General features: G+C 60.2%; 24 protein-coding genes and 1 pseudogene. 13 read left to right on the top strand and 12 right to left on the bottom strand.

Features of this window, described 5'->3' with window-relative positions:
- The first annotated feature begins 77 nt into the window (after positions 1-77).
- The 3 genes from dbpA to yccS all read left to right on the top strand — a co-directional run bounded on the left by dbpA (position 78) and on the right by yccS (position 5,140).
- Positions 78-1,463, top strand: a complete 1,386-nt coding sequence (gene dbpA / locus QRN46_RS05235; RefSeq protein WP_007959732.1) for an ATP-dependent RNA helicase DbpA — start codon at positions 78-80, stop codon at positions 1,461-1,463.
- Between the two features lie 158 nt (positions 1,464-1,621).
- Positions 1,622-2,800, top strand: coding sequence for a BaiN/RdsA family NAD(P)/FAD-dependent oxidoreductase (locus QRN46_RS05230; protein WP_011336312.1), 1,179 nt, complete (start codon positions 1,622-1,624; stop codon positions 2,798-2,800).
- A 156-nt stretch (positions 2,801-2,956) separates the two neighbouring features.
- Positions 2,957-5,140 (top strand): YccS family putative transporter, encoded by a 2,184-nt coding sequence (gene yccS / locus QRN46_RS05225; protein WP_007959728.1) that lies wholly within the window; start codon positions 2,957-2,959, stop codon positions 5,138-5,140.
- Between the two features lie 6 nt (positions 5,141-5,146).
- On the opposite strand, the gene QRN46_RS05220 is transcribed toward yccS, so the two are convergent.
- The gene (locus QRN46_RS05220) at positions 5,147-5,884 is read right to left on the bottom strand and encodes a substrate-binding periplasmic protein (RefSeq protein ID WP_064380188.1); all 738 of its coding nucleotides are present in this window, start codon (positions 5,882-5,884) and stop codon (positions 5,147-5,149) included.
- Between the two features lie 256 nt (positions 5,885-6,140).
- Here QRN46_RS05220 and QRN46_RS05215 point away from each other — a divergent pair, with 256 nt between their 5' ends.
- Positions 6,141-6,593, top strand: coding sequence for a GNAT family N-acetyltransferase (locus tag QRN46_RS05215; protein ID WP_285354363.1), 453 nt, complete (start codon positions 6,141-6,143; stop codon positions 6,591-6,593).
- A gap of 42 nt (positions 6,594-6,635) precedes the next feature.
- Here QRN46_RS05215 and QRN46_RS05210 read toward each other — a convergent pair whose 3' ends face one another.
- Genes QRN46_RS05210 through QRN46_RS05200 form a run of 3 tightly spaced genes read right to left on the bottom strand, consistent with a single transcriptional unit; the run spans position 6,636 to position 9,613 of the window.
- Positions 6,636-6,932 (bottom strand): winged helix-turn-helix domain-containing protein, encoded by a 297-nt coding sequence (locus tag QRN46_RS05210; RefSeq protein WP_011336315.1) that lies wholly within the window; start codon positions 6,930-6,932, stop codon positions 6,636-6,638.
- Positions 6,933-6,956: 24 nt separating this feature from the next.
- Complete coding sequence (locus QRN46_RS05205; protein WP_285354362.1) at positions 6,957-7,448, bottom strand: M48 metallopeptidase family protein; 492 nt, start codon at positions 7,446-7,448, stop codon at positions 6,957-6,959.
- A 41-nt stretch (positions 7,449-7,489) separates the two neighbouring features.
- Positions 7,490-9,613, bottom strand: coding sequence for a putative bifunctional diguanylate cyclase/phosphodiesterase (locus QRN46_RS05200; RefSeq protein ID WP_285354361.1), 2,124 nt, complete (start codon positions 9,611-9,613; stop codon positions 7,490-7,492).
- Between the two features lie 351 nt (positions 9,614-9,964).
- Here QRN46_RS05200 and QRN46_RS05195 point away from each other — a divergent pair, with 351 nt between their 5' ends.
- From QRN46_RS05195 to QRN46_RS05185, 3 genes are all read left to right on the top strand, one after another.
- Positions 9,965-10,633: a polysaccharide lyase family 7 protein gene (locus QRN46_RS05195; RefSeq protein WP_236192162.1), complete on the top strand. Its 669-nt coding sequence runs from the start codon at positions 9,965-9,967 to the stop codon at positions 10,631-10,633.
- A gap of 360 nt (positions 10,634-10,993) precedes the next feature.
- Positions 10,994-11,356, top strand: coding sequence for a DUF6124 family protein (locus QRN46_RS05190; RefSeq protein ID WP_285354360.1), 363 nt, complete (start codon positions 10,994-10,996; stop codon positions 11,354-11,356).
- 278 nt (positions 11,357-11,634) lie between these two features.
- Positions 11,635-12,063 carry a hypothetical protein gene (locus tag QRN46_RS05185; RefSeq protein ID WP_285354359.1) on the top strand — a complete coding sequence of 143 codons (429 nt, stop codon included), beginning with the start codon at positions 11,635-11,637 and terminating at the stop codon, positions 12,061-12,063.
- A 104-nt stretch (positions 12,064-12,167) separates the two neighbouring features.
- Here the strand turns inward: QRN46_RS05185 and QRN46_RS05180 are convergent.
- Positions 12,168-12,446, bottom strand: a pseudogene (locus tag QRN46_RS05180) (class II fructose-bisphosphate aldolase); the annotation flags it as partial.
- Positions 12,447-12,533: 87 nt separating this feature from the next.
- Between QRN46_RS05180 and QRN46_RS05175 the strand changes: the two are divergent.
- Entirely contained in the window at positions 12,534-12,785 is a 252-nt protein-coding gene (locus QRN46_RS05175; protein WP_039767977.1) for a helix-turn-helix domain-containing protein, read from the top strand.
- Positions 12,782-13,981 carry a type II toxin-antitoxin system HipA family toxin gene (locus tag QRN46_RS05170; RefSeq protein ID WP_285354358.1) on the top strand — a complete coding sequence of 400 codons (1,200 nt, stop codon included), beginning with the start codon at positions 12,782-12,784 and terminating at the stop codon, positions 13,979-13,981. Before QRN46_RS05175 ends, QRN46_RS05170 begins: the two co-directional genes overlap by 4 nt.
- Positions 13,982-14,061: 80 nt before the next feature.
- Here the strand turns inward: QRN46_RS05170 and fba are convergent, their stop codons facing one another.
- The 6 genes from fba to tkt form a co-directional block, all read right to left on the bottom strand.
- Entirely contained in the window at positions 14,062-15,126 is a 1,065-nt protein-coding gene (gene fba, locus QRN46_RS05165; RefSeq protein WP_007959708.1) for a class II fructose-bisphosphate aldolase, read from the bottom strand.
- A 125-nt stretch (positions 15,127-15,251) separates the two neighbouring features.
- Positions 15,252-15,584: an MliC family protein gene (locus QRN46_RS05160; RefSeq protein ID WP_011336325.1), complete on the bottom strand. Its 333-nt coding sequence runs from the start codon at positions 15,582-15,584 to the stop codon at positions 15,252-15,254.
- A gap of 56 nt (positions 15,585-15,640) precedes the next feature.
- Entirely contained in the window at positions 15,641-15,862 is a 222-nt protein-coding gene (locus QRN46_RS05155) for a hypothetical protein (protein ID WP_007959706.1), read from the bottom strand.
- Positions 15,863-15,896: 34 nt separating this feature from the next.
- Positions 15,897-17,060, bottom strand: a complete 1,164-nt coding sequence (locus QRN46_RS05150; protein ID WP_011336326.1) for a phosphoglycerate kinase — start codon at positions 17,058-17,060, stop codon at positions 15,897-15,899.
- Between the two features lie 12 nt (positions 17,061-17,072).
- A complete protein-coding gene (gene epd / locus QRN46_RS05145; protein ID WP_011336327.1) occupies positions 17,073-18,125 on the bottom strand; it encodes an erythrose-4-phosphate dehydrogenase in 1,053 nt (350 codons plus the stop codon).
- 151 nt (positions 18,126-18,276) lie between these two features.
- Positions 18,277-20,274, bottom strand: coding sequence for a transketolase (gene tkt / locus QRN46_RS05140; RefSeq protein ID WP_085608891.1), 1,998 nt, complete (start codon positions 20,272-20,274; stop codon positions 18,277-18,279).
- Between the two features lie 270 nt (positions 20,275-20,544).
- Between tkt and QRN46_RS05135 the strand changes: the two genes are divergently transcribed.
- From QRN46_RS05135 to QRN46_RS05120, 4 genes are all read left to right on the top strand, one after another.
- Complete coding sequence (locus QRN46_RS05135; protein ID WP_285354357.1) at positions 20,545-21,540, top strand: ArsR/SmtB family transcription factor; 996 nt, start codon at positions 20,545-20,547, stop codon at positions 21,538-21,540.
- Positions 21,541-21,558: 18 nt separating this feature from the next.
- On the top strand, positions 21,559-22,749 hold the full coding sequence (metK, locus tag QRN46_RS05130) for a methionine adenosyltransferase (protein WP_011336330.1): 1,191 nt from the start codon (positions 21,559-21,561) through the stop codon (positions 22,747-22,749).
- 143 nt (positions 22,750-22,892) lie between these two features.
- Positions 22,893-24,569, top strand: a complete 1,677-nt coding sequence (gene ligB / locus QRN46_RS05125; protein WP_285354356.1) for an NAD-dependent DNA ligase LigB — start codon at positions 22,893-22,895, stop codon at positions 24,567-24,569.
- Between the two features lie 98 nt (positions 24,570-24,667).
- Entirely contained in the window at positions 24,668-25,063 is a 396-nt protein-coding gene (locus QRN46_RS05120) for a DUF1090 domain-containing protein (protein ID WP_007959697.1), read from the top strand.
- Positions 25,064-25,085: 22 nt separating this feature from the next.
- Here the strand turns inward: QRN46_RS05120 and QRN46_RS05115 are convergent, their stop codons facing one another.
- Positions 25,086-25,535, bottom strand: coding sequence for a c-type cytochrome (locus QRN46_RS05115; protein WP_011336332.1), 450 nt, complete (start codon positions 25,533-25,535; stop codon positions 25,086-25,088).
- Positions 25,536-25,614: the final 79 nt, after the last annotated feature.

Here is a 25,614-nt window from a genome sequence, read left to right as displayed (position 1 = left end):
GCGTTCGTCCAGAACTTTCGAGGAAAGTGGCCAGAGGCTGCTACACTGCGCGACATTTTGTTTTGCAGGCCAGTCCCGTGACCACCATCGCCACCGCTTTTAATACTTTGCCGCTGTCCGCCGCCATGCTGGCTAACCTCGACTCCCTCGGTTATGCCCAGATGACGCCGATCCAGGCGCAGAGCTTGCCGGTGATCCTCAAGGGGATGGACCTGATCGCCCAGGCCAAGACCGGCAGCGGCAAGACTGCCGCGTTCGGTATCGGCCTGCTGAACCCGATCAATCCGCGCTACTTCGGTTGCCAGGCGCTGGTAATTTGCCCGACTCGCGAACTGGCTGACCAGGTCGCCAAGGAAATCCGCCGTCTGGCCCGTGCCGAAGACAACATCAAGGTCCTGACCCTGTGCGGCGGCGTGTCCTTCGGCCCGCAGATCGGCTCGCTGGAGCACGGCGCGCACATCATCGTCGGCACCCCGGGCCGCATCCAGCAGCACCTGCGCAAGGGTTCGCTGGTCCTCGACGGCCTCAACACGCTGATCCTCGACGAAGCCGACCGCATGCTCGACATGGGTTTCTACGACGCCATCGAAGACATCATCGAGCAGACCCCGGCCCGTCGTCAGACCCTGCTGTTCTCGGCGACCTACCCGGTGGGCATCAAGCAACTGGCGTCGAAGTTCATGCGCGATCCGCAAACGGTCAAGGCCGAAGCGTTCCACGACGATACCCAGATCGAGCAGCGCTTCTACGAGATTTCTCCGGAAGAGCGCATGAGTGCGGTGACCAAGGTTCTGCACCACTTCCGTCCGGCCTCCACCGTGGCGTTCTGCTTCACCAAGCAGCAAGTGCAGGAAACTGTCGATCACCTGACCTCCAAAGGCATTTCCGCCGTCGGCCTGCACGGCGATCTGGAGCAGCGTGACCGCGATCAGGTGTTGGCGATGTTCGCCAACCGCAGTACTTCGGTACTGGTTGCCACCGACGTTGCCGCCCGTGGTCTGGACATTGATGCACTGGACATGGTGATCAACGTCGAACTGGCCCGCGACTCGGAAATCCACATTCACCGTGTTGGCCGTACCGGTCGTGCCGGCGAGAAAGGCATCGCGGTCAGCCTGGTGGCGCCGTCCGAAGCGCACCGCGCGCAAGCCATCGAACAACTGCAGAAGACCCCGCTGAACTGGGATCAGGTGGACAACCTCAAGTCCCAGGGCGGTGCCCCGCTGCAACCGCCGATGAGCACGCTGTGCATCGCTGGCGGCCGGAAAGACAAGGTACGTCCGGGCGACATTCTTGGCGCACTGACCGGTGAGGCCGGCATTCCGGGCGCCCAGGTCGGCAAGATCGCGATCTTTGACTTCCAGTCCTATGTGGCCGTCGAGCGCACCGTGGTCATGCAGGCGCTGCAGCGTTTGAACAACGGCAAGATCAAGGGTCGTTCGCTGCGCGTCCGGGTTTTGTAAGCGATCTTCCATCCAAGGAAGATCCCCTGTGGGAGCGAGCCTGCTCGCGATGGCGGACTGTCAGTCAACAACTATGTTGCATGTGCCGACCTCATCGCGAGCAGGCTCGCTCCCACATTGGTTTCCGGTGAATTTGAATTTAGTGTGAGGACACTGTTTTGCGCTCTACCGAAGTCGTGATCATTGGCGCTGGCGCCGCAGGGTTGATGTGTGCACTGACCGCCGCCGGGCGCGGGCGTCAGGTGATGCTGCTCGACCACGCGAACAAGGCCGGCAAGAAAATCCTGATGTCCGGCGGTGGACGCTGCAACTTCACCAACATGTACACCGAACCGAGCAATTTCCTCTCGCAGAACGCGCACTTCTGCAAATCCGCGCTGGCCCGCTACACCCAGTGGGATTTCATCGGCATGGTCGCCAAGCATGGCGTGCCGTATCACGAGAAAAAGCTCGGTCAGCTGTTCTGCGATAACAAATCCAGCGACATCCTCGGCATGCTGCTGGACGAGTGCGATCAGGTCGGCGTCAACCTGCACCTCGACACCTCGATCCAGACCATCGAGAAAGTCGAGGGCGGTTACCTGCTCGACACCACCCTCGGCCAGATCCAGTGCCAGTCGCTGGTGATCGCCACGGGTGGCCTGTCGATCCCGACGTTGGGCGCCACCGGTTTCGGTTATCAGGTCGCCAAACAGTTCGGCCATGAACTGCTGCCGACCCGCGCCGGGCTGGTGCCGTTCACCATCACCGATCAGCTCAAGGAGTTGTGCACCGAACTGTCCGGCACCTCGGTGGATTGCCTGGTCAGCTGCAACGACCAGAGCTTTCGCGAGAACATCCTGTTCACTCACCGTGGCCTCAGCGGTCCGGCGGTTCTGCAGATTTCCTCGTTCTGGGAGCCGGGCGACACGGTGGAGATCAATCTGCTGCCCGATCACGACGCCGCAAGCTGGCTGCAACAGCAAACCGCCGAGCGCCCGAACAGCGAACTGAAAACCCTGCTCGGCGAAATCTTCACCAAGAAAATGGCCAACCTGCTGGCGGACAACTGGTTCGTCTCCAAACCGATGAAGCAGTACACCCATGCCGAACTGGCGGACATCGCCGAGAAGCTGGGCAGCTGGAAAGTCGTGCCGGCCGGCACCGAGGGCTACCGCACCGCCGAGGTAACGCTGGGTGGGGTCGACACCCGCGAAGTGTCGTCCAAGACCATGGAATCGCTGAAAAGCCCGGGCCTGTACTTCGTTGGTGAAGTGCTGGATGTCACCGGGCATTTGGGCGGATTCAACTTCCAGTGGGCGTGGGCCTCTGGCTACGCCGCCGCGCAGTACGTCTGATAAACACAAATCAAACTGTGGGCGAGACTGCTCCCACATTTGTTATCGGTGAAGCTGTAGGGAACACTTTTTGCTGTCAGATGTGATCGGCGCCATTGCGTCGGCGTCATTACTGGCTCAATTTAGCGGCATCGCCTCGGAAGGCCTTCGCACTTCATGTCCTCGACCTCGTTTCGTCAGTCTTTGCGGCGCCTGTGGGCGCTGGATAAATTCAGCTACAGCGTGCGGGTGTTCATCGCCCTGACCGGCAGCATGGCGCTGTGCTGGTATCAGGATGAAATGGGGCTGCTGATCCCGCTGTTCCTCGGGATTATCGCCAGCGCCCTGGCCGAGACCGACGACAGTTGGCAGGGCCGCCTCAACGCACTGGCGGTGACGCTGGTGTGTTTCAGTGTCGCGGCGCTGTCCGTGGAATTGCTGTTCCCCTACCCCATCGTGTTCGTCATCGCTTTGGCACTGGCCAGTTTCGGCCTGACCATGCTCGGTGCGCTCGGCGAGCGTTATGGTGCGATTGCTTCGGCGACCCTGATTCTTTCCGTCTACACCATGATTGGCGTGGATCAGCGCGGCGGCGCGGTCACGGATTTCTGGCATGAGCCTATGCTGCTGGTAGCCGGCGCCGCATGGTACGGCCTGCTGTCGGTGCTATGGCAGGCGATGTTTTCCAATCAGCCGGTGCAGCAGAGTCTGGCGCGGCTGTTCCGCGAACTCGGCTATTACCTGAAGCTGAAATCCTCGCTGTTCGAGCCGATCCGGCAGATGGACGTCGAAGCACGGCGACTGGAACTGGCCCAGCAGAATGGCCGGGTCGTCGCAGCCCTGAACAGCGCCAAGGAAATCATCCTGCACCGGGTCGGCAACGGTCGCCCCGGCTCGAAAGTCAGCCGTTACCTGAAGCTGTACTTCCTGGCGCAAGACATCCACGAACGCGCCAGTTCTTCCCACTACCCCTACAACGCCCTGGCCGATGCGTTTTTCCACAGCGATGTCTTGTTCCGCTGCCAGCGCCTGCTGCGCCAGCAAGGCAAGGCCTGTCGGGCGCTGGCCGAATCGATCCAGATGCGTCAGCCGTTCATCTACGACGCAAGTTTCGCCGAAGCCCTGAGCGACCTGCACGCCTCCCTCGAACACCTGCGCATCCAGAGCAACCCGGCCTGGCGCGGGCTGCTCCGTTCGTTGCGCGCACTGGCGGCCAACCTCGGCACCCTCGACCGTTTGCTCAGCGATGCGAGCAACCCCGACGCCTTGGCCGATGCCACCGACAGCAGCCTGCTCGACCGCTCGCCGCGCAACTTCAAGGACGTGTGGATTCGCCTGCGCACCCAGCTGACGCCGACCTCGCTGCTGTTCCGTCACGCCCTGCGCTTGCCGCTGGCGCTGAGCATCGGCTACGGCATGGTGCATTTGATTCACCCGTCGCAGGGTTACTGGATCATCCTCACCACGCTGTTCGTCTGCCAGCCGAACTACGGCGCCACTCGCCGTAAACTCGGCCAGCGTATCTTCGGCACCGCCATCGGTCTGACGATTGCCTGGGCGCTGTTCGATCTGTTCCCGAATCCGCTGGTGCAGTCGTGCTTCGCCATCGCCGCCGGCGTGGTGTTCTTTACCAACCGCACCACTCGCTACACCGTGGCCACCGCCGCGATCACGATCATGGTGCTGTTCTGCTTCAACCAGGTCGGCGACGGCTACGGGCTGTTTGTGCCGAGGTTGTTCGACACCTTGCTCGGCAGCCTGATCGCCGGGCTGGCGGTGTTCCTGTTCCTGCCGGACTGGCAGGGTCGGCGTCTGAATAAGGTGCTGGCCAACACCCTCACCTGCAACAGCATTTACCTGCGCCAGATCATGCAGCAATACGCCGCCGGCAAGAGCGACGACCTCGCTTATCGCCTGGCTCGACGCAACGCGCACAACGCCGACGCGGCACTGTCGACCACGCTGGCGAACATGCTGATGGAGCCGGGGCATTTCCGGAAGGAAGCCGACGTGGGCTTCCGCTTCCTGGTGCTGTCGCACACCCTGCTCAGCTATCTGTCAGGCCTCGGCGCACACCGGGAAACCCAGCTGCCGGCCGAGGTGCGCGAACACCTGATCGACGGTGCCGGGGTGAGTCTGGCGGCGAGCATCGATGAAATCGCCCAGGGTCTGGCGAGCAAACAGCCGATTGCGATTCAAAGTGATGAGGAAGAAGCGCTGGCCAATGAGCTTGAGCAGATGCCGGACGAAATCGACGAAGGCCAACGGCTGGTGCAGACGCAACTGGCGCTGATCTGCCGCCAGCTCGGCCCGTTGCGCACGCTGGCGGCGCACCTGATCAAAGACACAGCCGAAGATTGAGCCGCCTCACATGCCGTGTTGCCTGAGCAGCTTGTCATAGCTGCCATCGGCCTTCATCGACGCAATCGCCTTGTCGAACCCGGCCACGATCTGCTCGTGCTGCGGGTTCTTCAGGCTGACCAGAATGTGCAGGCTGTTCTCGCTCAGCGGCTTGGGCAAAAACTCCACCGCGTTGCGCACTTTCGGTGATTCCCGGGCCAGGTAATAGCGGGCGACGTATTCGTCTTCCAAGGTCAGCTTGACCCGGTCCGCCGCCAGCATGCGCACGGCCATGGCGAAGTTATGCACAGGAACTTTCTGCAACGCGGTGTCGGCATCGAACGGCGCCGAATAGGCGTAGCCGCGCACTACCGCAATCGGATAGGTGTGCAGTTCCTGCAGGTTGTTGTATTCGATGGGTGCGTCCTTGCGCTTGAGGAAGCGCACGCGATTGAGCAGGTACTCGGCGGAAAACTGCCCCAGCTTCGTGCGCTCGTCGTTGTACCAGGCGTTGACCAGCACGTCGTAACGTCCTTCGCCAACCCCCATCAACGCCCGCGCCCACGGCACTTGCTCGTAACCGCTGGCATAACCGGCACGGGCCAGGGCCGTGCTGACGATGTCGGTCGCCAGCCCACCGTTGACCAGCGTGTCATCGGTAAAGGGCGGCCAGACGTCGAACACCAGACGCAATTTCTCCGCTGCCGCGCTTTGACCCAGCAACAGCAATCCGATCAAAGCAAAGGCTCGATGCAATCGCGGCATGCTTGAAAATCCTTAGCGGGCGGGCCGCCCGGCGTGTTTTCAGTCAAAACCCCAAGGCCCCTTACCGGCGAATCCCAGGCCCTAACCTTAGCTCATTGAAGCCATCGCACAGCGCTTCCCAGCAGATTACACAAAGTACGGCGGGCCGCGATATTGGAATGATGGCATTTTGGCCTTTGTCACAGATTTCTCAGCCATACAGACATATTTCGACGCTGCGCTTAGTATCGGGCGACGTAGTTCAAGGAATCGGAAGATGACAATCGAGTGGGTCTGCAAACATCACAGCGATCTGGGACTGGAGCAGCTGTATGCCATTTTGAAATCGCGCTCGGAAGTGTTCGTGGTCGAACAGCGCTGCGCGTACCTGGATCCGGACGGTCAGGATCTGGACGGTGACACCTGCCATTTGATGGGCTGGGACGGTGATCAGCTGGTGGCGTACCTGCGCCTGCTGGACCCGGAATCCCAGGGTGGCGACGTGGTGATCGGCCGCGTGCTCACGGCGCCGGCCGGGCGTGGCAAAGGGTTGGGGCATGAAATGATGGAGCAGGCACTGAAACAGGCCGAGAAACGTTGGCCTGAAGTGCCGATCTATCTGTCGGCCCAGGCGCATTTGCAGGGATATTACGGGCGGTACGGGTTTGTGGTGGCGGGTGAGGAATATCTGGAGGATGACATTCCGCACATAGGAATGCGTCGGTCTTGAGATTTCCCCTTCGCGGGCTTGCCCGCGAAGGGACTGCTGAGGTCAGGGATACTCGAGAACAGCCTTGATCTGCCGCAAATTCCGCTCGATCCACCCCCGATCAATCGCCCCCCACTCGCGAATCCGATAGCGCCCCGCATGGTTGCGCGCGCCCTCTTCCTGCTCGAACTCACAGACGATATCCAGATCCGCCAGTGCCGCAATGGTGTCCTGCGCCGTGCGCCGGGGCATGCCGGTGACCTCGGTCAGCGCCGGCACACTGCTGGCCAGGCCGCTGTCGATCAGGTATGCCACGTACAAGCGCCGGTAGAAACTGCTCTTGGTCTTGCTTACTTCCATACCTGCGCTCCGTTGTTTGATGTCTTATTGCATGTCCCGCCACGTCAGGTACACCCGCAGGTCGAACTCGACCTGGTGGTAGCCCGGCATCATGTGCTCACATAATTTATAGAACGCCTTGTTGTGATCCGACTCTTTGAAGTGGGCCAGTTCGTGCACGACGATCATCTTCAGAAACTCAGGCGCGGCGTCCTTGAACAGCGAGGCGATACGAATCTCTTTCTTGGCCTTGAGCTTGCCGCCCTGCACCCGCGACACCGTGGTGTGCAGGCCGAGGGCGCGGTGGGTCAGGTCGAGGCGGTTGTCGAACAGCACCTTGTCGATGGCCGGGGCGTTGCGCAGGTATTCCTGCTTCAAGTCCAGCGCGTAGCCGTACAACGCCTTGTCGCTCTGCACATCGTGGCGACCCGGATAGCGTTGGCTCAGGTAATCACCGAGGCGGTTGTCAGCGATCAATTGGCGCACCTGATCCTGCAGATTCGCGGGATAGGCCTGGAGGTATTTCAACGCAGTCATGGGGCGGCACGGGTCATGAAAAGGCCGCCAGTGTAGCGAATTCAACCGGCCAAAGCGCTCCAGTCGAACGGCTCGGTAAAGCGTGCGGTGTCCTCGGCGACCAACGGCCGCGCCACCAGGAAGCCTTGCACGTACTCGCAACCATGGGCTTGCAGCCACTGATATTGCTCGACGGTTTCCACGCCTTCGGCAATCACCAGCAAGCCGTATTCCTTGCATAAGTCGATGACCGTGCGCACCAGCGAAGCGTCGCGGGACGAGTCCGGCAATCGGGCGATCAGGTGCCGATCGAGCTTGAGGGTGTCCAGTTCCAGATCGCGCAGATGCGCCAGCGAGCAGGCGCCGGAACCGAAATCATCCAGCGCCACCCGCACCCCGAGATTGCGCAGCAGCTTCAGCTGTTTGCGGGTCTCGTCTGGGTTGATCGTCAGCGCCTCTTCGGTCACTTCCACTTCCATCTGGTGCGGCTGCAAACCATGGCGCTCCAGCACCTGACGCAATTCGGTGACCAGATTCGGCAGGCCGAACTGGGTGTTGCTCAGGCTCACGCCGATCACCAGATCCTTGGAAAATTCGGCCTCCCACGCCTTACGCTGCCCGGCGCTGCGATGATAAATCCAGCTGCCGAGTCGGCTGATCAGCGTCGCCTCTTCCAGCAACGGCAGGAATAGCCCCGGCGGCACATCGCCGACGCTCGGGTGCTGCCAGCGCAGCAGCGCCTCGAAACCTCGAATCCGGCCGTCGCCAATCGCCACCTGCGGCTGATACACCAGATTGAAATCGCGGTTCTCGATGGCGTTGCGCACGCTCTCTTCCAGCATCAACCGCGAGCGCGCGCGGCCGTTCATTTCATGATCGTAGAAGCGATATTGCTGCCGCCCCGCGCGCTTGGCTTCGTACATGGCGATGTCCGAGGCGCGCAGCAAACCATCGAGGTTGTTGCCGCAATCCGGGTAGGTGGCGATGCCGATACTTGCACCCAGAGCGATATCGAGGCCTTCGATCTGCTGACAGATCGACACCCGCTCGATGAGTTTTTCAGCAATCTTCGCCGCTTGTTCGGGGAATTCCAGATCCAGCAGCGCGGTGAACTCATCGCCGCCCATCCGCGCCAGAATGTCGAACGGCCGCAAACACGCTTTCAATTGTTCGGAGACCCAGCGCAACACCCGGTCCCCGGCATCATGGCCGAGGGAATCGTTGACCCTTTTGAAGCCGTCGAGATCGAGGTACATCAACACCCAACTGCTGTCCGTGCGCTCGCCGCGCAGCAGCAGGTTTTCCACAGTCTGGTAGAAACCCCGGCGATTGAGCAGCCCGGTCAGCGGGTCGGTGACCGCCTGAAATTCCAGCTGCTGATGCAGATGGCGCACCACCGACATGTCCAGCACCGTCACCACCATCGCGTGCTGTTCACTCGGCAGCGGCGCGCAGGACAAAGCCACTGGCACTTGCTGGCCCGGCGCGGTACGCAGCAACGCGTCGTGTAAGCGCAACGTCTCGCCACGTTTGTAACTGGCATAAAACTCGGAATCGGCCCACAGCGGAATGTGCGGTTTCTGCAGGAAATCGAGAAACTCCTGCCCTTCCAGCTCCTTCACCGGCGCATTCAGCAGCCGGGAAATCGCCGGGTTGGCGAAGCGGATCAAGCCATCCTCGGCCAACACCAGAATGCCTTCAGCAGCGTTATCCAGCACCGAGGCATTGAAGGCCCGCGCCGATTCCAGATCCTGACTCAAACGCTGCAACGCACGGCGATTGCGCTGGTGCTCCAGCAGCGCCTGGACTTTCGGTTTGAGAATCTGCGGATCGAACGGTTTGAACAGGTAATCCACAGCACCGCTGGCGTAACCCTTTATAACGGCATCTTGGGACTGCTCGTTGGCGGTGAGAAAAATAATCGGGGTCAGGCGCGTGCGCTGACTGCCGCGCATCAGCCGCGCGACTTCGAAACCGTCCATGCCCGGCATCTGCACATCCAGCAACACCAGATCGACGTCGTGTTCGAGCAGCAGGCTGAGGGCTTCGAAACCGGACGCCGCAGTCATCACCTGCCAGTCCTGGCGCTGCAGCAACGCGCGCATGCTGATCAGATTTTCAGGGTAGTCATCAACGATCAAAAGGACTGAGCTGCCTTCACCTGGCTGGGGTTGCGCGCATTCCATGCTGCTTCTCTTGTCGGGACATCTCGTGTCGGGGCATCTCGGATCAGCGTTCCGGGCGGTTCCTCGTGAAAACCGTACAGTCACTGAGCCTTCACTCTAGTCCGGGATCTGTAAAAGCAATAGCTGTCATCCAGCCATCATTTAACCAAACCGATAGGCAGCCGACTAACGGTCACCGCTGAAGCCCCCGAAAACCGGGAAAGATGGCATTTCGACAGGATGTTGACGCCAATCATCCGCCAGACGGCCGTTAACAAAAAATCCCTCTACGCTTATAAAGGCCGCCCCCAAGAGGCGCGGGCTAGAGCTTCTGGCACGCGTGTGCAAGAGAAACAGAGTGGAAGAACCGACATGATTGATCTCGCAACCTGGAACCTCAGCGTTCCCGTTGGCAGCCCGCCCTACACCGTCGAAACCTCCAAACTGGTGAACGGCTTCAAGGATCAGTACTTCCATTCCGACACCGGCACCCTGTTCTTCTGGTCCCCGGTGACCGGTTCGAAAACCGAAAACGCCATCTACCCGCGCACCGAACTGCGCGAGACCTGGAGCAACGGGACATTGCGCAACTGGTATTACCCCGACGCCGACAACCTGCTGCGCGCGACCCTCTCGGTCAACAAGGTGCCCAGCTCCGGCAAGATCGTCATCGGCCAGATCCACGCCTATGAAAGCCAGAAGCCGATGCTCAAGCTTGAATACCAATACAAAGAAAAAACCGAGACCGGCAACCTGGTGATCAAGCTGCGCACCCATCCGGATCAGGACGAAAGCCGCGTCATCACCCTCGCCACCGGGATCAAACTCAATCGCGAGTTCAACTACCTCATTCACCTGAGCCCCGGCGGCGCACTGGGCGTGAGTGCGGCCGGGTATCAGTGGGATTCGCAGATCAGCGCGACGTGGCGCAACAAGCCGCTGTATTTCAAGGCGGGCGTGTATGTGCAGGACAATACCGGGTACACCAGCGAGGGTGGGCAGGTGACGTTCAGCAAGCTGGATATTGATCACGATAAATAGCAGCCGCGCGACCGTTTAAGGCTTCTGTTTAAAGGCAGTGCGCGTAACGTCCCGAAGCCTACAACGGCTTGCGTCGCTGCCTACCGGTACGCCAGAATCCGCCGGCTTGTGCGCCTGGAGGGCCATCGGTAACTTGATTCGGGTCACTGATTCGCAGTGATCGGGTTTAGTAGCCCGGCAACTCCACCTTCGTACAAGCGTCCTTCAGTCAGGCCTGGCCTGTACCTGATGGTGGCTGTGCGCATGGCGCCTTCGGGTGCGCCGGGATTTGGTGGGGTTGCCCGGTCTACTAACTTGCGTACAGCCGCCACCCTTTCGTGTAGTAGCGGATTGGTTGTGGCCCTATAGGGAATCCACCAAATGTTCAAACCTACGCCCAATCCTCCAGGTATCGATCTGGCCTCCCCCTACGAATCCCTCGATTCCAAAAAACTCAACGAAGCCGCCGAACGCGCCCTCGACCACTACCTCTGCCCCGGCGCCCGCATCATGGCCACGGTCAACGAACCCGACCGCATGTACTTCGCCAATCCCGCCTACAACACCGAATCCCTGCTGGCCAACGCCAGCGAAACGCTCGGCTCCGCCAGCGAAATGCTCAACAACTTCGCCGCCTCCCGAACCCCCGCCGACCGCAAAACCGCGATTGGCATTGCGCAATTGGTGATGCTTGGGGAGTTGGCGGTGAATCAGGCGCTGGATCATGTTGAGCTGACGCCGTAACCGGGAACCGGCTACACAAGGAAACCGTCTCTCGGCGGTTTTCTTTCAAATCTGAAGTCACGAGCTTTTGCTGCGTTTTCTCCACTCGAAATAAAAACCTGCTTTCTAATTCTCAATAAATCATCTCACCTGTAAAAACTGACAGTTGGCAATCCGCTTTCGCCCATCCAACAATGATGGTGCACCCAAAAACTCCACAACAATAAGTTATCAAGCATTGGCCCGCTTCGATTCAAAAAAACTTCTGCATAAAACACTTGATAAACACTGGAGAAAAAATGCCAACGTTAACGAGCATCCTTCAACCAGCGGTTTCCGGCTTCAACCCCGGCTCACAACCAAAAATATACAATGCGCAACCGCCCGGCTCGTTTGCTACAGGCCCGCAAGTGATGCCAACCTTCAAACTTTCCAATAACTACTTGGTGCTTTACCACCTGCTCGACCCCGACACCCGAGTAAATGACGTAATTACCTATTACACTTATCCGATCCCTTCGGCGGGCATCCCTACCGTCACGATTTGCACCGTAACGCTAACCCTGCAATATCTGACACACTGCATTAACAACAAACGGGAACACTTTGAGTTCGAGGCACTTTATAAATTTCCGCGACTAGGGACCTACGACGTTTATTTTGAACAAGTAAATGCCAGCGGCACCTATAACGTAATTTCGCAAAACCTTCGCTTCATTGTTCAATAGAGAAAAAGACTCTCATCTAACGACGATGAAAGTGGGCCGGATAAATCCCGACTATAAAAACCCGCCTCACGGCGTTTTTTTATGGTCGCGGTAAACGCTAAGACTTAGTTAACCTTCGCGTTCAACTCACCCTTCAGATAACGCTGATACATCGATTCCAGCGAGATCGGCTTGATCTTCGAAGCGTTGCCAGCGGTACCGAAAGCTTCGTAGCGAGCGATTCATACATCGCGCATCGCCTTGACGGTTTCGCCGAAGAATTTACGCGGGTCGAACTCGCTCGGGTTGGTGGCCATCAGGCGACGCATGGCGCGGGTGGATGCTAGGCGCAGGTCGGTGTCGATGTTGACCTTGCGCACGCCGTGCTTGATGCCTTCGACGATCCGTCTGCGGTAAGCCTACGAAACACTACCCCTACGAGAATGTTGTGTTAACGTAACATGCATATATTTATGTTCCGGTAGCAGCACATGGATTATTTTTTGTTGATCGCTCGCCTTGGCGACCAGTTGCGCGAAAAGCGTATTCGCCGAGGCCTGACCCAAGCTCAGCTTGCCGACCTCGCCGGGCTGACACGATACAAGGTCATCGCCGTAGAAAAAGGCACCCTTTCTGTTGGCATGATCGCCTATGCGCGCGTGCTCGGTGCACTGGATTGCGAACTCGCTGTCGTCCCGGCCGCCATGCCAACCCTTGAAGAGCTTGGGGATTTATTCGAATGAAGATGACCTCTCTCAAAGTCAGTACGCCAGAGGGGCATAGTGGCAGGCTTTTCAGCGATGACGAGGACTTCACGTTCCGTTATCACGACGATGCATTGCCAGATGTGGCTATCAGCCTGTCGATGCCAGTGCGGCATGACGAGTTTCGCCGACGCGAGCTCCACCCTGTTTTTCAGATGAACCTGCCGGAAGGCTACGTGCTGGAGCAACTGCGTAATCGCCTGGCCAAGACCGTGAATGTGGACCCGATGCTGTTGCTGGCGCTCTCCGGTAGCACCTCTCCCATTGGCAGGGTTCAAGTGCGCTCTGAAACGGTTGATGCCTTGCTGGAAGAACAACTATTTCCAGGAGAAAAACTTGAGGAGATTCTGACGTGGGACGGCACGGAAGATATTTTCGCCGGCCTGATGGATCGCTACATTCTGCGAGCAGGCATTTCGGGTGTTCAGCCAAAATTGCTGGTTCCGGAACAACAGGAAGCCGCGTTACCCCGCGTGACCTCGAAAACCTCAGACTTGATTATCAAAAGTGGCCGAGACGAATTTCCCGGTCTGGCAGTCAACGAATTCCTTTGTATGTCCATGGCGAAAGAAGCGGGTATTCCCGTTCCGCCGTTTTACCTTTCCGACAATGCCAAGCTGTTTATCATGCGTCGTTTTGACCGCGACGATCAGCTCAACCCGATCGGTTTTGAAGACATGGCAGTGTTGATGGGGTTGTCGGCCAGCCAGAAGTACAGCAAAAGCTATGCGGCAATTGCCAAGGCCATCCGTGTGTACTGCCCGGCAGAGCATGTACGCGCATCACTTGATCAACTTTTCGATAGCGTTGCCTTGAGCTGCATTGTCGGGAATGGCGACGCTCATTTGAAAAACTTTGGATTGCTTTACTCCGTACCCACTCAGCGCGACGCGCGCCTGGCGCCGGCTTATGACATCGTCAACACCACGGCTTATATTCCGGAGGATGTGCTGGCTCTGGATCTGGCGGGCAACAAGTCGATGTTTGCCTCGCGACAGGGATTGCTGGAGTTTGCCCACACCTGTGAGATCGAGCAGCCGAGGGCGCGCATTCAGCGATTGCTTGCCTCGGTTGAAGCGGTACTTGCGCGCTATCCACAATATCGGGAACAAGCGCCTCATGTGGTCAGTGCCATTGAGCAAGCAGCAGCGCCGTTTACTCTGACTTTTGGATAGCCTCATGACCCGAGGATATCGTCGCTCATAAAAAACCCGCCTTACGGCGGGTTTCTTTCAACTCAGCTAAACACCCAGTCTCAATTGACCTTGGCGTTCAACTCACCCTTCAGATAACGCTGATACATGCTTTCCAGCGAGATCGGCTTGATCTTCGAAGCGTTGCCGGCGGTACCGAAAGCTTCGTAACGAGCGATACATACATCGCGCATGGCCTTCACGGTTTCGCCGAAGAATTTACGTGGGTCGAATTCGCTCGGGTTGGTGGCCATCAGACGACGCATGGCGCCAGTGGATGCCAGACGCAGGTCGGTGTCGATGTTGACCTTGCGCACGCCGTGCTTGATGCCTTCGACGATTTCTTCAACCGGTACGCCGTAGGTTTCTTTGATGTCGCCGCCGTACTGGTTGATGATCGCCAGCCACTCTTGTGGAACCGACGAGGAACCGTGCATCACCAGGTGAGTGTTCGGGATGCGCTTGTGGATTTCCTTGATGCGGTCGATCGCCAGCACGTCACCGGTAGGTGGTTTGGTGAACTTGTAAGCGCCGTGGCTGGTGCCGATGGCGATGGCCAGGGCATCAACCTGGGTCTTCTTGACGAAGTCGGCGGCTTCTTCCGGGTCGGTCAGCATCTGGCTGTGATCCAGAACGCCTTCGGCGCCGATGCCGTCTTCTTCACCGGCCATGCCGGTTTCCAGCGAACCCAGGCAGCCCAGCTCGCCTTCTACCGAAACGCCGCAGGCGTGAGCCATGGCTACCGTTTGTTGGGTCACGCGGACGTTGTATTCGTAGTCGGTCGGGGTCTTGCCGTCTTCGCCGAGGGAGCCATCCATCATGACCGAGCTGAAGCCCAGCTGGATCGAGCGCTGGCAGACGTCAGGGCTGGTGCCGTGGTCCTGGTGCATGCACACCGGGATGTGCGGGAATTCTTCGATCGCCGCCAGGATCAGGTGACGCAGGAACGGGGCGCCGGCGTATTTGCGGGCACCGGCCGAAGCCTGAACGATCACCGGGGAGTCAGTCTTGTCAGCGGCTTCCATGATGGCGCGCATCTGCTCAAGGTTGTTGACGTTGAAGGCTGGAACGCCGTAGCCGAACTCGGCCGCGTGGTCCAGCATCTGGCGCATGCTGATAAGTGCCATTGTGTGTCTCTCTCCCGGTTTGGGTCGTTAATCGTGCCAGCCTGCCGGAGCGGCGGCGGCTATTCAAGTGATTGCAGATCGGGGGTTGAGGCCCGACCTGGTGATTCGATACAGCAAATTCTGTTTTATTCGGCTTTGCAGCCTCGGCCGATCAGATCATTGGTGGCGACCCAGTAAACCAGGCCTTCCTCACCTTTGATGTGAAACGCCAGCATGTCATCGCTGTACAGCGCGCCCGAGGCGCCCGGCTCTTCTTTCAGGCGATAGACCTGATCCCCGCCGCCCAGTCGCACATCGACTTCCTTGCGGGCGGCATCGGTGAAGCGCCACAGCACCTTGGCCTGGCTGTCGCAGGTCCAGGTGGTCCAGTTATCCACAGGGGCGGACGACTGGAACGGGTTCCACTGCGCGCAACCACCCAACAATCCCAGTGCCGCAACGGCGATCAAGCCTTTCATCCGTGTTCCTCTACCGGCAGCGCACGCCGCCGGACTTGAGTAAAGAGTCAGACCGGTCAAGGACAACCATGTTCCTTGGCCGGGGTTTGCGTCTCGTATTTGTCCAGACCGTCCGGGCCCGAGCGCTTGTTCAGCACCGGGTTGGTTTCGGCCTGCCAGTCGGCCTGGTAGCAGCCTTTCTGTGCCTCGCCGGGTGCCGGTGTCGGCTCGGCCTTCGGGTTACTCCCGCAGGCCGCCAGCGTACCGGTCAGCAGCAACAGCGCTAACGACTTGACCATCTGAACACTCCTTTGCCTGGCCAATCGGGCGGCCTCAGGCCTTGGCCCGGCTTTCCAGGACTTCAACGGCCGGCAGCACCTTGCCTTCGACGAATTCGAGGAACGCGCCGCCGCCGGTGGAAATGTAGGAGATCTTTTCCGCTACGCCATATTTATCGATGGCCGCCAGGGTGTCGCCACCGCCGGCAATCGAGAACGCCGCGCTTTCTGCGATGGCTTCGGCCAGCACTTTGGTGCCGTTGCCGAACTGGTCGAATTCGAACACGCCGACCGGGCCGTTCCACAGGATGGTTTTCGACGACTTCAGCAGTTCGGCGAAGTTGGCCGCGGTTTGCGGGCCGATGTCGAGGATCATGTCGTCGGCAGCGACGTCAGCGATCAGTTTCACGGTCGCTTCGGCGCTTTCAGCGAATTCCTTGGCAACCACCACGTCGACCGGCAGCGGCACGCTGACCTTGGCGGCGATGGCGCGCGCGGTGTCCAGCAGGTCCGGCTCGTACAGCGACTTGCCGACCGGGTGACCGGCCGCCGCGAGGAAGGTGTTGGCGATGCCGCCGCCGACGATCAGTTGATCGCAGATCTGGCTCAGGCTGTTCAGTACGTCGAGCTTGGTCGAGACCTTGGAGCCGGCAACGATGGCCGCCATCGGCTTGGCCGGGGCGCCCAGGGCTTTGCCCAGTGCGTCGAGCTCAGCAGCCAGCAGCGGGCCGGCAGCGGCGACTTTGGCGAACTTGGCGACGCCGTGGGTCGAACCTTCAGCACGGTGAGCGGTGCCGAAAGCGTCCATCACGAACACGTCGCACAGGGCGGCATATTGCTGGGCCAATTCGTCGGCGTTCTTTTTCTCGCCCTTGTTGAAGCGCACGTTTTCGAACAGCACGATGTCGCCGGCCTTGACGTCAACGCCGCCCAGGTAGTCGGCCACCAGCGGCACTTCGCGGCCCAGGGCCTTGCTCAGGTAGTCGGCGACAGGCTTGAGGCTGTTCTCGGCAGAGAATTCGCCTTCGGTCGGACGACCCAGGTGCGAGCAGACCATCACGGCCGCGCCTTTTTCCAGGGCCAGCTTGATGGTCGGCAGCGAAGCCAGGATACGCGCATCGCTGGTGACAACACCGTCCTTGACTGGGACGTTGAGGTCTTCGCGGATCAATACGCGCTTACCTTGCAGATCGAGGTCGGACATCTTCAACACGGTCATGGGTCGCACTTCCTACGGTTTTTTTGAAGTCGCTGTTTGCAGATAGTGTTCTGCAACATCCAGCATTCGGTTGGCAAATCCCCATTCGTTGTCGAACCAGGCCAGGATGTTCACCAGCCGTGGGCCGGAAACGCGGGTCTGACTGGCATCGACGATGGCCGAATGTGGGTCATGGTTGAAATCACAACTGGCGTGGGGCAGCTCGGTGTAGGCCAACAGGCCTTTGAGCGGGCCGCTGGTGGCAGCGTCGCGCAGGATCCGGTTGACCTCGCCGGCGTCGGTGTCGCTCGCGGTCTGCATCGTGATGTCGAGGCAGGACACGTTGACCGTCGGCACGCGTACGGCTTTGGCCTGAATTCGCCCGGCAAGTTCCGGCAGCAGGCGCTCGATACCACGCGCCAGACCGGTGGACACCGGGATCACCGACTGGAACGCCGAGCGGGTGCGGCGCAGGTCTTCGTGGTGATAGGCGTCGATCACCGGCTGATCGTTCATCGCCGAGTGAATCGTAGTGATCGACACGTAATCCAGGCCGACCGCCTGATCCAGCAGACGCAACAGCGGCACGCCGCAATTGGTGGTGCAGGAGGCGTTGGACACCAGCAGTTCGTCGCCGGTCAGGCAATCCTGATTGACGCCGTAGACGATGGTGGCATCGACATCCGCCTCGCTGGCCATCGGCTGCGAAAACAGCACACGCGGCGCGCCGGCGTCGAGAAAACGCTGGCCGTCTGCGCGGGTGTGCCAGGCGCCGGAGCATTCGAGCACCAGATCGACACCCAGCGACGCCCAATCGATGCCTTCGGGGGTGGCACTGCGCAGGACCTTCACGCAGTGGCCATTAATATGCAGACAATCGCCCTCGACCTTCACCTCGCCCGGGAAACGGCCGTGAGTGGAGTCGAAGCGTGTCAGGTATTCGATGCTGGCCATGTCGGCCAGATCGTTGATCGCGACAATTTCAAACCCTGCCGCCGAGCCTCGCTCGAACAACGCACGCAAGACGCAACGACCGATCCGGCCGTAGCCGTTGAGTGCAACTTTGTAGGGACGCGGTTGAGGCATGGGGTTCTCGATTACCGTGGTGTATCCGTTGATGCGATGGCGCCTGAACCATCGCTATCGCGAGCAAGCTCGCTCCCACATGAGTCATACATAACCCTGTGGGAGCGAGCTTGCTCGCGAAGGCGTCAGTTCAGGCGACACCTTTTCTGGATCAGTCTTCCAGCAGCTCTTCAGCCTGACCCAGGATGTTTTCCAGGGTGAAGCCGAACTCTTCGAACAGTGCCGAAGCCGGAGCCGATTCGCCGTAGGTGGTCATGCCGATCACGCGACCTTCCAGACCCACGTACTTGAACCAGAAGTCGGCGTGAGCCGCTTCGATCGCGATACGCGCGCCAACCTGCAACGGCAGGACCGATTGCTTGTAGCTGGCGTCCTGAGCGTCGAACGCGCTGGTGCATGGCATGGAAACCACGCGCACCTTGCGGCCCTGCTCGGTGAGTTTGTCGTAGGCCTGAACCGCCAGACCGACTTCCGAACCGGTCGCGATCAGGATCAGCTCAGGCTCGCCTGCGCAGTCCTTCAGCACATAACCACCACGACGGATGTCGGCGATCTGGCCGGCATCACGGGTTTGGTGCTGCAGGTTCTGACGCGAGAAGATCAGCGCCGACGGGCCGTCCTTGCGCTCCAGAGCGTTTTTCCAGGCCACGGCCGATTCAACGGCATCGGCTGGACGCCAGGTGTCGAGGTTCGGCGTGCTGCGCAGGCTGGTCAGTTGCTCGATCGGCTGGTGCGTCGGGCCGTCTTCGCCCAGACCGATGGAGTCGTGGGTGTAGACGTGGATCACACGCTGCTTCATCAGAGCGGACATGCGCACGGCGTTGCGGGCGTATTCCATGAACATCAGGAAGGTCGCGCCGTAAGGCACCAGACCGCCGTGCAGGGCAACGCCGTTCATGATCGCGGTCATGCCGAATTCGCGCACGCCGTAGTACATGTAGTTGCCGCTGGCGTCTTCGGCGCTGACGCCTTTGCAGCCTTTCCACAGGGTCAGGTTGGAACCGGCCAGGTCAGCCGAACCGCCCAGCACTTCCGGCAGCAGCGGGCCGAACGCGTTCAGGGCGTTCTGGCTGGCTTTACGGCTGGCGATGGTTTCGCCTTTGGCAGCAACGTCGGCGATGTAGGCGTCAGCCTTCTCGGAGAAGTCGGCCGGCAGCTCGCCGCTCAGGCGACGGATCAGTTCGTTGGCTTCGGTCGGGAACGCGGCGGAGTAGGCAGCGAAACGCTGATCCCACTCGGCTTCGGCGGCGCGGCCTTTTTCCTTGGCATCCCACTCGGCATAGATGTCGGCCGGGATTTCGAACGGGCCGTGGTTCCAGTTCAGCGCCTGACGGGTCAGGGCGATTTCCGCGTCACCCAGCGGGGCACCGTGGCAATCTTCCTTGCCTTGCTTGTTCGGCGAACCGAAACCGATGGTGGTCTTGCAGCAGATCAGGGTCGGCAGCGGGCTCTTGCGAGCGGTCTCGATGGCGGTCTTGATCTCTTCCGGGTCGTGACCGTCGACGTTGCGGATCACTTGCCAGTTGTACGATTCGAAACGCTTCGGCGTGTCGTCGGTGAACCAGCCTTCGACTTCGCCGTCGATGGAGATGCCGTTGTCATCGTAGAAGGCAATCAGCTTGCCCAGGCCCAGGGTACCGGCCAGGGAAGCGACTTCGTGGGAAATGCCTTCCATCATGCAGCCATCACCCAGGAACACGTAGGTGTGGTGGTCGACGATGTTGTGGCCAGGACGGTTGAACTGCGCGCCCAGGACTTTTTCTGCCAAGGCGAAGCCCACGGCGTTGGCCAGACCCTGACCCAGCGGGCCGGTGGTGGTTTCAACGCCCGGGGTGTAACCGAATTCCGGGTGACCCGGGGTACGGCTGTGCAGTTGACGGAATTGCTTCAGATCGTCGATCGACAGGTCGTAACCGGTCAGGTGCAGCAGCGAGTAGATCAACATCGAGCCGTGGCCGTTGGACAGCACAAAGCGGTCACGGTCGGCGAACGATGGATTGCTCGGGTTGTGCTTGAGGTAGTCGCGCCAAAGCACTTCGGCGATATCTGCCATACCCATGGGGGCACCGGGATGGCCGCTGTTGGCTTTTTGCACGGCATCCATGCTGAGGGCACGAATGGCGTTGGCACGCTCACGACGGCTAGGCATCGCTGATCTCCTGGGTGTGAATAGATTGAAACGGAAAAAGGAGGGCATTTTCCCTCACCCGAGCGCCTCGGGGCAATGACAGATAGTCATCCGGAGGCGTTTTTCCCATGGATAACATCGGTTTCGGTTGGTGAAACCTTTCCGCTGTTCGTTTGTAGAGTTAACCGGGCGGCGAGAAGTGCAATCGAATGCGCCATCCATCGAGCAATATCAAAACTTTTTGATATAGACCTTGCGATGCCTTCCGGCCGTCACTAGACTGCCAGCCCTATGAACTTACGCGTGCCTTCCATTCGCCATGACGATTGCGACGAGCTGGCGGCCCTGTGCAAGGCCGGCGGCGATCCGCTGCGGCTGAATGTATTGCGCGCCCTGGCCAACGACTCGTTCGGCGTACTGGAACTGGCGCAGATTTTCGATATCGGCCAGTCCGGCATGAGCCATCACCTGAAGGTGCTGGCGCAGGCGGATCTGGTGGCGACTCGCCGCGAAGGCAATGCGGTGTTCTATCGCCGCGCCCTGCCCCACACCGAGTTGCTGGGCGGCAAGTTGCATGCGGCATTGTTAGAAGAAGTCGACAATCTGGCGCTGCCAGCCGACGTGGAAACCCGGATCGCAAAGGTTCACGGGCAACGCGCGGCCAACAGCCAGGACTTTTTCGCAAGGGTTGCAGAGAAATTCCGCGCCCAGCAGGATTTGATTGCCGGCCTGCCGCAGTACCGTGAAAGCGTGCTGGCCCTGCTCGACAAACTGAATTTCAACGGCGCTGCCACGGCCATTGAAGTCGGCCCCGGCGATGGAGCTTTCCTGCCGGAACTGGCGCGTCGCTTCGGCACCGTAACCGCACTGGACAACAGCGCGGCGATGCTCGAACTGGCCCGCCATGTATGTGAACGTGAACAGCTGACTAACGTCAGCCTGCAATTGGCCGATGCATTGAATGGCGTGAGCCTTCAGGCCGATTGCGTGGTGTTGAACATGGTGTTGCACCATTTCGCCGCGCCGGCCGAAGCGCTCAAGCACATGGCCAGCCTGCTGCAACCGGGCGGTAGCCTGCTCGTGACAGAGTTATGTAGCCACAACCAGAGTTGGGCCAGGGAGGCCTGCGGTGATCTGTGGTTGGGGTTTGAACAGGACGATCTGGCCCGTTGGGCCACCGCTGCGGGACTCGTTCCCGGGGAAAGCCTCTATGTAGGCTTACGTAATGGTTTCCAGATCCAGGTTCGCCATTTTCAGCGACCGGCTGGCGACACTCACCATCGGTAAATTCAGGAAAACATCGAGATGAGCGAATACTCCCTCTTCACCTCCGAGTCCGTGTCTGAAGGACATCCGGACAAAATCGCCGACCAGATTTCCGATGCAGTGCTGGACGCCATCATCGCCCAGGACAAGCACGCACGCGTTGCGGTGGAAACCCTGGTCAAGACGGGCGTGGCCATCGTTGCCGGTGAAGTGACCACCAGTGCCTGGGTCGACCTGGAGCAGATCGTTCGTGACGTGATCTGCGACATCGGCTACACCAGCTCCGACGTCGGCTTCGACGGCGCGACCTGCGGCGTGATGAACATCATCGGCAAGCAGTCCCCTGACATCAACCAGGGTGTTGACCGTGCCAAGCCTGAAGATCAGGGCGCCGGCGACCAGGGCCTGATGTTCGGCTACGCCAGCAACGAAACCGACGTGCTGATGCCGGCACCGATCACCTTCTCGCACCAGCTGGTACAGCGTCAGGCCGAAGCCCGTAAATCGGGTCTGCTGCCTTGGCTGCGTCCGGACGCCAAGTCGCAAGTCACCTGCCGTTACGAAGGCGGCAAGGTTGTCGGTATCGACGCCGTGGTTCTGTCGACTCAGCACAACCCTGAAGTGTCGTACAACGACCTGCGCGAAGGCGTGATGGAGCTGATCGTCAAGCACGTGCTGCCTGCCGAACTGCTGAGCAAAGACACCCAGTTCCACATCAACCCGACCGGCCAGTTCATCATTGGCGGCCCGGTAGGTGACTGCGGTCTGACCGGTCGCAAGATCATCGTCGACAGCTACGGCGGCATGGCCCGTCACGGCGGCGGCGCGTTCTCCGGCAAGGATCCATCCAAGGTTGACCGTTCGGCTGCCTACGCTGGCCGTTACGTTGCCAAGAACATCGTGGCTGCCGGCCTGGCCGAGCGTTGCGAGATCCAGGTTTCCTACGCGATCGGTGTGGCCCAGCCTACTTCGATCTCGCTGAACACCTTCGGCACCGGCAAGATCAGCGATGACAAGATCATCAAACTGGTCCGTGAAGTGTTCGACCTGCGTCCATACGCGATCACCACCATGCTGGACCTGCTGCACCCGATGTACCAGGAAACCGCAGCCTACGGCCACTTCGGCCGCGCTCCGCAGACCAAGACCGTTGGCGAAGACACCTTCTCCACGTTCACCTGGGAAAAAACCGACCGCGCCGACGCTCTGCGTTCCGCTGCCGGCCTGTAATTTTCCTGGCGGTACAAGAAGCCCCGCACGGTTCGCCGTGCGGGGCTTTTTCATGGCCGCGAAACAACCGGCAAAACAGCCGCCCGGCCCGCTTCAAAATCCCGGCTAGCCTTCAGGTATCTCTCTGAGCAAGGACGCTCACGATGCTTGCCACACTGCGCCTGTTTTTGTTTTTCCTGCCGTTTTTCCACCTCAACACCTTCGCTGACGACTGCCCCGACTGGGCCGCCGCCCGGGCATCGAGCGAAGTCGCCGCCCTGCAACAACAGATCCACCGCTGGGACGACGCCTATCATCGCGAAGGTCGCTCGGTGATCGCCGATGAGCTCTACGATCAGTCCCGTTTGCGCCTGAACCAATGGCGTCGGTGCTTCAAACTTCCCTCACCGCCCGAGACGCTGCGCACCGCATCAGGCCCGGTTGCGCACCCGGTCGCTCACACCGGTCTGGACAAGCTTCACGACGCGGCGGACATCGCCACCTGGCTGCGCGACCGCCAAAACGTATGGGTGCAACCCAAGGTCGATGGCGTGGCGGTGACCCTGATCTATCGCGACGGCCGACTGCATCAGGCGATCAGTCGCGGGGATGGTGTTCGCGGGCAGGACTGGACGGCATCTGCAAAAAAGATCGGAGCCATTCCGCAACAGCTGACGCAACCGCAGGATCTGCTGGTGCAAGGCGAACTCTACTGGCGCCTGAACGGACACATGCAGGCACGTGCCGGCAGCGCCAACGCCCGCGCCACCGTGGCCGGCCTGCTGGGACGCAAGGATCTCGGCGCGGAACACGCCGCCGGTATCGGGCTGTTTGTCTGGGACTGGCCGCACGGGCCGAGGGACTTGCCGGAGCGAATCACGGCCCTGACACAATTCGGTTTTCCTACCACGGTGCCCTACACCCAGGCCGTCGCCAGCCTGAACGACGCGCAACACTGGCGCGATCACTGGTATCACTCGCCACTGCCATTCGCCACGGACGGCGTGGTTCTGCGCCAGAGCCTGCGACCGCCCGCCGAGCGCTGGCAGGCTCGTCCGCCCTACTGGGCTGTCGCCTGGAAATACCCGTTCGCCCAGGCACTGGCCGATGTGCGCAAGGTGCACTTCAAGATCGGCCGCACCGGGCGCATTACGCCGGTGCTTGAACTGTCGCCGGTGATGCTCGATGACCGGCAGATCAAACGGGTCAGCGTCAGTTCGCTCAGGCGTTGGCAGGAGCTGGACATTCGCCCCGGCGATCAGGTCGCAATCAGCCTGGCCGGGCTGACGATTCCGCGCCTCGACAGCGTGGTACTGCGCAGTACCGAACGCGCCGATCTGAACGTTCCGCTTGCCAGCGATTTTCACGCCCTGAGCTGCTGGCAACCGACACCGGGCTGCGAGAGTCAGTTCCTCGCGCGCCTGACCTGGCTCAGCGGCAAGCAGGGACTGGCCCTGCCGCATGTCGGTCGCGGCACCTGGGAGAAACTTCTCGAAACAGGCCGCCTGAACAGCCTTCTGGATTGGTTGACCCTCGACGGGCCGGAGCTTGCTAACATTGCCGGTCTCGGCGAGCGTAGCAGTGCCCGCCTGCTGCACAGTTTTCACAGCGCCCGCCAACGGCCGTTCGCACAATGGCTCAAAGCCCTGGGGTTGCCACCGACCGGTCAGGCAACACTCGCCGATTCATGGCAGGCGCTGGCACAACGCAACACCGAACAATGGCAGGCAGAAGCCGGGATAGGCCCGGGTCGCGCGGCGCAATTGAGCGCCTTTTTTCGCGACCCGCAGGTACTGACCCTGAGTGAAACCCTGCAAGCCGCCGGCGTCGACGGCTTCTGAACACGCAATCCCCGGCCAGCCGGGAACCCAATGTCCGCCGGAGCGCTCCAACAGCGCAGTGCTTTACCGACCCGATTGCCTTTGCACATGGAGCTTTTATGAAATTTCTCGCACCGCTCGCCCTGTTGTCGTTCTGCGCAGTCCTCGCCGCCCCCGTGATGGCCGACGAAGACGCACCGGGCCTGACCGGTTGTGCTGCCAAGAAGCAGGGCATCATCAATCAGATCGAACAGGCCAAGTCCCGCGGCAACGCCGACCAGCAGGCCGGCCTCGAAACCGCCCTGCGCGAAGTCACCGAGCACTGCACCGACGCAGGCCTGAAGAAAGAGCGCGAAAACAAGGTGCTAGACGCCAAGCACGAAGTGAGCAAGCGTCAGGCCGATCTGGACAAGGCCATGAAGAAAGGCGATCCGGAGAAGATCGACAAGCGCAAGAACAAGCTCGCCGAATCGCGCAAGGAATTGCAGGACGCGCTGGACGAACTCGACAAGTAAGAAAGCCGTGATCCCTTGAACATCAGTGGTCGCGAAACTCTTTATGGCAGGCACTGCAGGCATCTTCGACTTTCTGCACGGCCGGCCCCAGGTTACTGGCCTTGTAGGGTTGAACCTTGCTGGCGATCACCAGTTCACCGGTAGCCGCTTCAAGGCTGCGGGCCATTTCCTGGAAGCGCGCCTGTTTCTGCCATACATCGTCCTTGGCGCTGGTGTGATCTTCTTCGCGCACCTGCGGGAAATGTTTCCACGGCTCATGGGACAACGCATCGAGCTTGACCGCACCTTCCGCAAATTTCGGCCCGTCGAAGGCAATGCGTCCGCGCAGCATGCCGCCCAGGTCTTCGCCGGTCTTGAGCATCTGCTTGAAGATTGCCTTGCGCTGACCCAGCGGGGAATTCGGGTCGACACCGCCACAGGCGGACAAGGTCAGACAGGCCAGCAATACAACAGAAATTCTTTTAAGAGTCATGGTGGCTTCAGGTCACGGAAATCGGCGGCCAGTATCCTCGCGTCACCGCCAAACACCAATAGCCCTATTAACAATAAGG

It is taken from the genome of Pseudomonas sp. lyk4-R2A-10 (genome assembly GCF_030209075.1).
In the GTDB taxonomy this organism is placed as follows: Bacteria; Pseudomonadota; Gammaproteobacteria; order Pseudomonadales; family Pseudomonadaceae; genus Aquipseudomonas; species Aquipseudomonas glycinae.
The sequence above is the reverse complement of the archived record's forward strand: the minus strand, read 5'-3'. Positions and strand labels throughout refer to the sequence as shown.